The 6,821-nt window shown below is 42.3% G+C and carries 5 protein-coding genes and 1 pseudogene; 5 read left to right on the top strand and 1 reads right to left on the bottom strand.

Features of this window, described 5'->3' with window-relative positions; all coding sequences use genetic code 11:
• The first annotated feature begins 657 nt into the window (after nt 1-657).
• The 5 genes from SPSYN_RS09540 (at nt 658) to SPSYN_RS09525 (ending at nt 6,011) form a co-directional block, all read left to right on the top strand.
• Nucleotides 658-2,163, top strand: coding sequence for a sodium ion-translocating decarboxylase subunit beta (locus SPSYN_RS09540; RefSeq protein ID WP_161822386.1), 1,506 nt, complete (start codon nt 658-660; stop codon nt 2,161-2,163).
• Between the two features lie 422 nt (nt 2,164-2,585).
• Nucleotides 2,586-3,230 carry a GNAT family N-acetyltransferase gene (locus tag SPSYN_RS09535; RefSeq protein ID WP_161822274.1) on the top strand — a complete coding sequence of 215 codons (645 nt, stop codon included), beginning with the start codon at nt 2,586-2,588 and terminating at the stop codon, nt 3,228-3,230.
• Between the two features lie 205 nt (nt 3,231-3,435).
• A complete protein-coding gene (locus SPSYN_RS15735; protein WP_202623796.1) occupies nt 3,436-3,855 on the top strand; it encodes an ADP-ribosylglycohydrolase family protein in 420 nt (139 codons plus the stop codon).
• Between the two features lie 22 nt (nt 3,856-3,877).
• On the top strand, nt 3,878-4,375 hold the full coding sequence (locus SPSYN_RS15730; RefSeq protein WP_243153002.1) for an ADP-ribosylglycohydrolase family protein: 498 nt from the start codon (nt 3,878-3,880) through the stop codon (nt 4,373-4,375).
• 1,204 nt (nt 4,376-5,579) lie between these two features.
• Nucleotides 5,580-6,011, top strand: a complete 432-nt coding sequence (locus SPSYN_RS09525) for a hypothetical protein (RefSeq protein WP_161822273.1) — start codon at nt 5,580-5,582, stop codon at nt 6,009-6,011.
• A gap of 141 nt (nt 6,012-6,152) precedes the next feature.
• Here the strand turns inward: SPSYN_RS09525 and SPSYN_RS09520 are convergent.
• A pseudogene (locus tag SPSYN_RS09520) lies at nt 6,153-6,821 on the bottom strand (transposase); the annotation flags it as partial.

Below are 6,821 nucleotides of genomic sequence, written 5' to 3'. Positions count from 1 at the left end.
AATTTAAACAGACGAAGCCAGAAGAGAAGCCATAACTGGAGCAATTTCCCGAAACTACTGGTTAAATACCGGTTACCCAAGCCCAAAATATACGTTAATATCTATGAACTAAGGAAAAGTATCGGCTACATAATGTAAATGGCAGTGTGAAGAGCCGGATGCGGGAAAGCTGCACGTCCGGTTCTGTGAGGGGTGCGTGACCAATTAAATCATGGGGCAAATATTGTGACACTCCCAGAGGAAACGGGGAGAAACCGGGAAAACAAAGTGTCCCCTAAAGTTTAAGAGGTGCGCATCTACTCGACTTTTGTGTCAATTAATCTTGGATATTCAAGAAATGCGATAATAGAGACTAAGATTAACTCTAAGATATTTTTCTCATTACCGATATGCTTTTCTGATGGCTATGTGCAAGTTATTAACGGTGATTTTGTTAATAAGCATTGTCCTGCGGTTAAGTTTATATTTAGTAAAACCCATAATTTACCATGCTTTCCCTTGGTAGTGGTAACGTTTTAGGTATCCATAAGTTGTAGCGTGTCCAATTAGGCTAATAATGCGAAAATAATCAGAATTTATTTAAGTCATTAGTATTTATATAATCCTACATTGCAATAAATCAGATTAGTCAGGGAATACATAGAACGCGAGGTTATGATGGCAACCATTTATGAAAGATATCTGAAGATGAATATTGACGGTTCCTGCATTGGCTTGGAACGTGGCGAGAGCAAAAGCGACTACTTCTGCACACCCAAGGGTGCGAAAGTGATTGGCTGGGCCGGTGTGGATGGTATCCACTATTGCTTCGTACGTGGCTTTGGCGAGATGGTGTTTGCCGTCGGCCCGGCGAACACATCGGGAAACTATGTGCATCCGGTGGCAAGAGATTTTATGGACTTCCTGCGGCTCTTGCTGGCTTGCGGTGATGCTACGGCACTAGAGCAAGTGTACTGTTGGGACCAAGCGCAGTTTGACGCCTTCCTGCAGGCCAATCCTCTTACCGCTGAACAGCAGACCGTGCTGGATACCATTAGGGAGGAGCTGTTGCTCGCGCCTATGGAGCAGCCCTTTGCTTATATCAAAGAGCTGCAGGCCGAGTTTGATTACAATCGTATCAAATATACGGAAGATTACTATGAGTGGGTTCCTGTCGCGCCGAAGATACCCGAATGGAAGGTTTACTTTGACGGCAATTTTTGGGGTAATCATGACCGTGAAAGAGCCGGCAAGGAAATTACTCTCGATAAGCGGTTTGTCTGGAACAATGAAGTCTGGTATATTCCGGCGATTTACCTCTGCGGTAAAGGCTTGGTCGTGGACTTTTGCGTACAGGTTCCAACTGAGCACATTCGTTCCTTTATGGACAAGTGGAATCTCTCTATTGAGAACGATAGAGCCGGCTTTACTGGTGAACAGCAGATGCAGATTGAGGCAGAAAACCCGCTGGCCATTAATATAAATGCTGAGGTTATGTTGAATGGAACTGTCCTTTCAGTCTCTCATGGCTGCGGCTTGTCATGGAATCCCTGCTTCCCAGAGGGCAACGGCCTTGAGGCCAAGAGCGCGATCCAGCATTATGGCCTTGATCCTGCTTATGGCTGGGCAATCTGGCGTGCTGCTTTTCCTTGGACGAAGAAACGCAAACCGCCGCTCACGATACTCAGCGTAACACTTATGCAGGAGCCTGTCGCTATACCGGGACCGCATTTCCATGTATCAGCGCCTGGTGAGCGCATCGCGTTTACACACCCGACCACCGGTGTACGGCATACGCTGACCGTGCAGGAATGTGAGCGGCAGGAAATGTCCCGTCAGCATTTTGTCAGCCAAAATCAAGACTTCCCGACGCACTATATTGTGATGCGCTATACGCTCTCACCGGATTTGCCCGATAGTGCATTCACTGTTACTGATTGCGTTCGTTCCGACCAACTCCGCCGGAAGCGCACTTATCCCTATGGGCCGCAGGCATCTGGTAGCGTTTACATCGGTATCATTGGCGGTGCAGATGGTCCGACTGCTATCGTTTCCGGCGGCAGCGACCAAGGCCGGCTCCATGTAGCCTGCTCCGCATTACACTTTGAGCCGGTGGGCGAAGTGGAGTGGCGCCTGGTGTTTTATGAAAAAAGATGCCAAGATACCACGGTGGAGCTGATATAAACCTGATTACTAAAGGGTTATGAGCATAATGTGCAAATCGGCCACGCATTTGATAACGTGTAGAACGGCTTATGAAACAAGAAGGGTTCTAACCTTAACAACTAGCCGCCGTTTGCTGTCGAAGATCCTTGACCCTATGTGCTAGATTAAATAGATCCGACCGTAGGAAATTATTATTTGGCAAAATCCGTCGGTCGGGTACCCTTTGATTAGCACATGGGGTCAAGGACGGCGGTCACTTATAGCAGACTACGGCAACTCTGTTGGTAATAACTTTATTATGGTTCAATGAAATATAAAGATATTCTTGAAAAAAAAGAGTAATACTTGTGTTTAGTGTGTCTATTTAACGGGGGACGCCGCAGATGCCATAATAAAAATAACAAAAATTTGATCTTAGGTAAATTATCGGAGGTTAGTAAATGAACAAAATAATTAAGATTAGGAATGAAGAAGAAAAAGATTATGAAAGAGTCGAAGAAATCACAAGGAAAGCTTTTTGGAATTTATATATTCCGGGGTGCATTGAACATTATTTAGTTCATGTTATGCGATCCCACAAAGACTTTCTGCCGGAGTTGGATCTGGTGATTGAAGTTGATAATCAGATCATCGGGAATATCATGTACACAAAAGCAAAACTGGTTGATGAGTCTGGGGAAGAAAAAGAAATCCTTACCTTCGGTCCGGTTTGCATTACGCCGGAATACCAAAGAGTGGGTTACGGAAAAATGCTTATGGAGCATTCTTTTGCACAAGCGGTTGCACTTGGCTATGATGTGATTGTGATATTTGGAAATCCTAGTAATTATGTAAGCCGTGGCTTTAAGAGCTGTAAAAAGTGCAATATCTGTCTTGAGAATGGAACATACCCAGCAGCAATGATGGTAAAAGAACTGAAGCCGGAAGCTTTGGACGGAAGGAAATGGATTTACTATGACAGCCCTGTGATGAAGATAGACGAACAAGAAGCCGGGCGCTTTGATGAGAGTCTGGAAAAAATGGAGAAGAAATTCCAGCCAAGTCAGGAAGAATTTTATATTTACAGCCATTCTATTATACAATAAGAAGCTTATTTTAAAATTATCAGCGGCATCTACCGGAAGGGAAACCTGCGCTAAAAAGGCAGCTATCTAAGTAGCGGGACCGGAGTTGACCGGGTATAATGGGAGTCCTAGTTACCGTTCTTCGTAAGAGCTGATAGTTGAGAATAACGATAATTAGCCACATAAATCCTACAAACATCGTTCCTAATTTAAGGAGTTGGTCAACTTGGACAAAATCAAAGGTGGTCTCTATGGGGTGGCAGTTGGCGATGCCCTCGGTGCAACCTTAGAATTCATGGACCAACAGCAAATTAAACAAAAGTATGTCCAGCTTAGAGATATCGTAGGCGGTGGCTGGCTAAACCTAGCGCCTGGTGAATGGACCGATGATACCGAGATGACTTTGGCAGTTGCGGAAGGCGTTTTAATGGACCCCTATGCACCTATTTCTCACGTAGGTGAAAGATTCCTTGAGTGGCTGAACACAAACCCATCTGATGTAGGTAATACAATAAGCGCTGCACACTTAGAATACCTGAACCTAAAGGATTGGCATATGGCAGCCCTAAGAATTCATGATAAGGGTATGCAAACAGCTGGCAATGGAGCTTTAATGAGGAACACTCCCTGTTGCTTTTATGTATAGGGAGCCTGCAGACATATATAAGATGAGCATGGCTATAGCCAGGCTAACACATTGGGACCCCGAGGCCGGGCTAACTTGTTTTCTTTACTGCCTTTTGGTTAGGGAGATTCTTAACGGTACACGGGATAAGTTACAGGCTTGGAATAATACGAAAGATAAATTTCTAAGCCATACCGCTCGTCAATTCGCGGGCGCCGCAGAAAGTCTTATATTGATTGCTTTTAACGATATTGAGTTCTGGCATATAGAACGTCTTAAACCTAGTGGGTATACCGTAGATTCCCTGGCCTGTGCACTTTGGTGCTTTTTCCGCAGTAATAGCTTTGAAGAAGCCGTGATCAATGCTGTTAACCTTGGTAACGATGCTGATACAATTGGAGCTATAACTGGCGGTCTGGCTGGTGTTTATTGGGGTTATATGGGAATCCCTGAGAGATGGTTGACGAAATTTTCTTCTTACCAGGTAGCAAGGCTTGATAACGTAGCGAATGCTTTTAAGAAAGTAAAATTTGTTGGGTGATTTAATGGTGAGAACATCTTAGAATACATTTTAGGGGTTGCGGGAATGAAATATAATGAACTTGAACTCAAGAAATTTATGAAAAAAGGATTCGATAATATGTCACTTTACGAGCGAATTTCTATCGATATTTAGTCATTTGCGTTCCCGCCTTTGGGGAGGATTTAAACGAACAACCGGTTTCTCTGGATAACGCTTTTACGAAAAGCACGCTCTTGCCTTTTGATTTTAAAGGATATGCTTTTGTGAACGTCGGACGATATATTGATCAATAAGTCCGGTAGTTTTTTTATCAACAAATCATATGATGCGGGAATTTTTAAAATCAGCGGGGGGAAGGCCGCCAAAATCGCTGACGGTTTTTTCAAGTGTATAACAATACAGCCGAAGGTATTTTATATAATAAGCGGGGTTCAACCGAGGTGTATTTAGCCAAGTGAATAAACACAGGGGGACGGTTGGACGATTCCTCTTTGTTGCAGCCATCAAGCCAGGATTATTTGATATAAATAAAGAATATTTTGTGGAACATATATAGAAATTCCCTGCCAGTTTCTTGGCAGGGAATTTCTATGTGCATTTTTGTGCTGCAAGCTTATTCTAATTGCTGAAGAGGATTGCAATAAATAATTAGTTGCCATTTTTCCAAATATAAATTACTCATGAATGTAAAGTGTTCGCCTTGTGAAACTAACGTCAATTTGTGTTGCATTGCGCATGCTGCAATCCAAATATCATTTTCTGGTAACGGTCTGCCTTTTCTTCTCAAACTGTTCTTGATATACCCACAATGAATAGCAGTTTCCTGTTGCAGGGTAGAATTGCTACGACAGCGGCAAGCTCACGTAAACGTAGCATGTTGCTCTCCGCCGTGCGGAATTATGCGCACTATAGCAAAGTTCTCCGAACACAATCCATTGGGTTCTTTAGAGAATGAACTAAATGATTTTACCTTTCCCATCAAATAATATTTAGTGGATAAAAGAAGATTACGGTAATGGTAAAGAATATTATGCATTTCATGGCTGAAAACTTATCGTGGCCGGACAGTATCCAAGAAATGCTGTCAAAACAGTTTTTAATATGCATAATGTAAATGTGTATGTGGGTAGGAGACATGGAACTGTGATTTTATAATGTTATTTATAAATAAAAAAGTTGGTATCTCCTCATATTAACAAAAACACTAGAAAGGATGACAACTATGAATGAAGATACTATTAATCTCTTAAAGGAATGCAATGCGGGTTGTAAAGCGGGTACAAATAGTATGGAGCAGGTGCAGCCTTATATTAAAAACGAGAAGCTTAAGTCTATTATTGATAAATACAATGATAAGCATATTAAGATTGGTGATGAATGCCATCAAATGTTAAATGAATACCATGAGGAAGAGAAAGACCCGAAATTTAGTGCGAAGGCTTTTTCATGGATTGGTACGGAAATGAAATTGATGATGAATGATGATACCCATAAAATTGCCGACATAATGATTGATGGCTGCTACATAGGGATTAAATCAGTTAGTAAGTATATCAATAAATATAAGACCGCATCTAAAGAAAGTATGGATTTAGCAAAGAAGCTTGTTAAGGTGGAGCAGGAATTTATGAATGAGCTACTTGAGTATTTGTAAAGCAGCAAGGGGACGGTTCGAGACCACTGAAAAAGTATCCTTTTTAAGCCGCCTCAGAGCCTGCCTTAAACATATATTGTAAATTAATCAGCAACCAACGGTCTGAAAAAAATTCAAAAAAAGCTCATCAAAACCTTTTTAAGCTGATACCATATTGGCTATCCGCTTCAAGTTTACTGCCAGGACCGTTAATTTTTCCTGAATGCGCACACTTTTTAGACCGTAGCCTTTGGCTCGGTCCAATCCATGAAATCTTTTTAATTTAAGCATTTTTAGGTTCGATTTTCGCTCGCTTGCGGTATTCTGCAAGGAATTCCGGGGTTTTAGCTCTTTGACTGTACTCATATAATTCAGGAGTATTTACACTAACTCTCAGTAGTCTAGCTAATCTTCATCTATTTTATAAGCACTGGCGCTTACCGGTATATAGGCTAAAAGATTCCTTTTGCCTTAATCAGATTAAGGATGTCGGGCCGGAAATAGGCTTTATCTCCATATACTCCGGTCACGGTCAGACCGGCTTTTAGGGCTTCCTCAAGGTGGTCTTTAAAATTGCTGCCATCAACATAAGAGCCTGGGTCTACAGTAACACTGGTTATTAAACTACCATCGGTAGTTTGGCAGATTTCTGCCTTGTAGCCGTAAAAGGAATGGGTCTTGCTTTTGCGTCCTACTCGGGCATCTTTGTCCACCAGTGAACGTATTCCTTTTTGTTCTATGAACAGGTCGCTTGCTAAGATTTCCTGCGCTTCCTCGGTTGCTTGGATTATTGCCTCGGATGTTTCTTCCGCTGGTGTTTCTTCCTTAACT

The sequence above is a fragment of the Sporotomaculum syntrophicum genome, assembly GCF_009932395.1.
Classification (GTDB): Bacteria; Bacillota; Desulfotomaculia; order Desulfotomaculales; family Desulfallaceae; genus Sporotomaculum; species Sporotomaculum syntrophicum.
The sequence above is the reverse complement of the archived record's forward strand: the minus strand, read 5'-3'. Positions and strand labels throughout refer to the sequence as shown.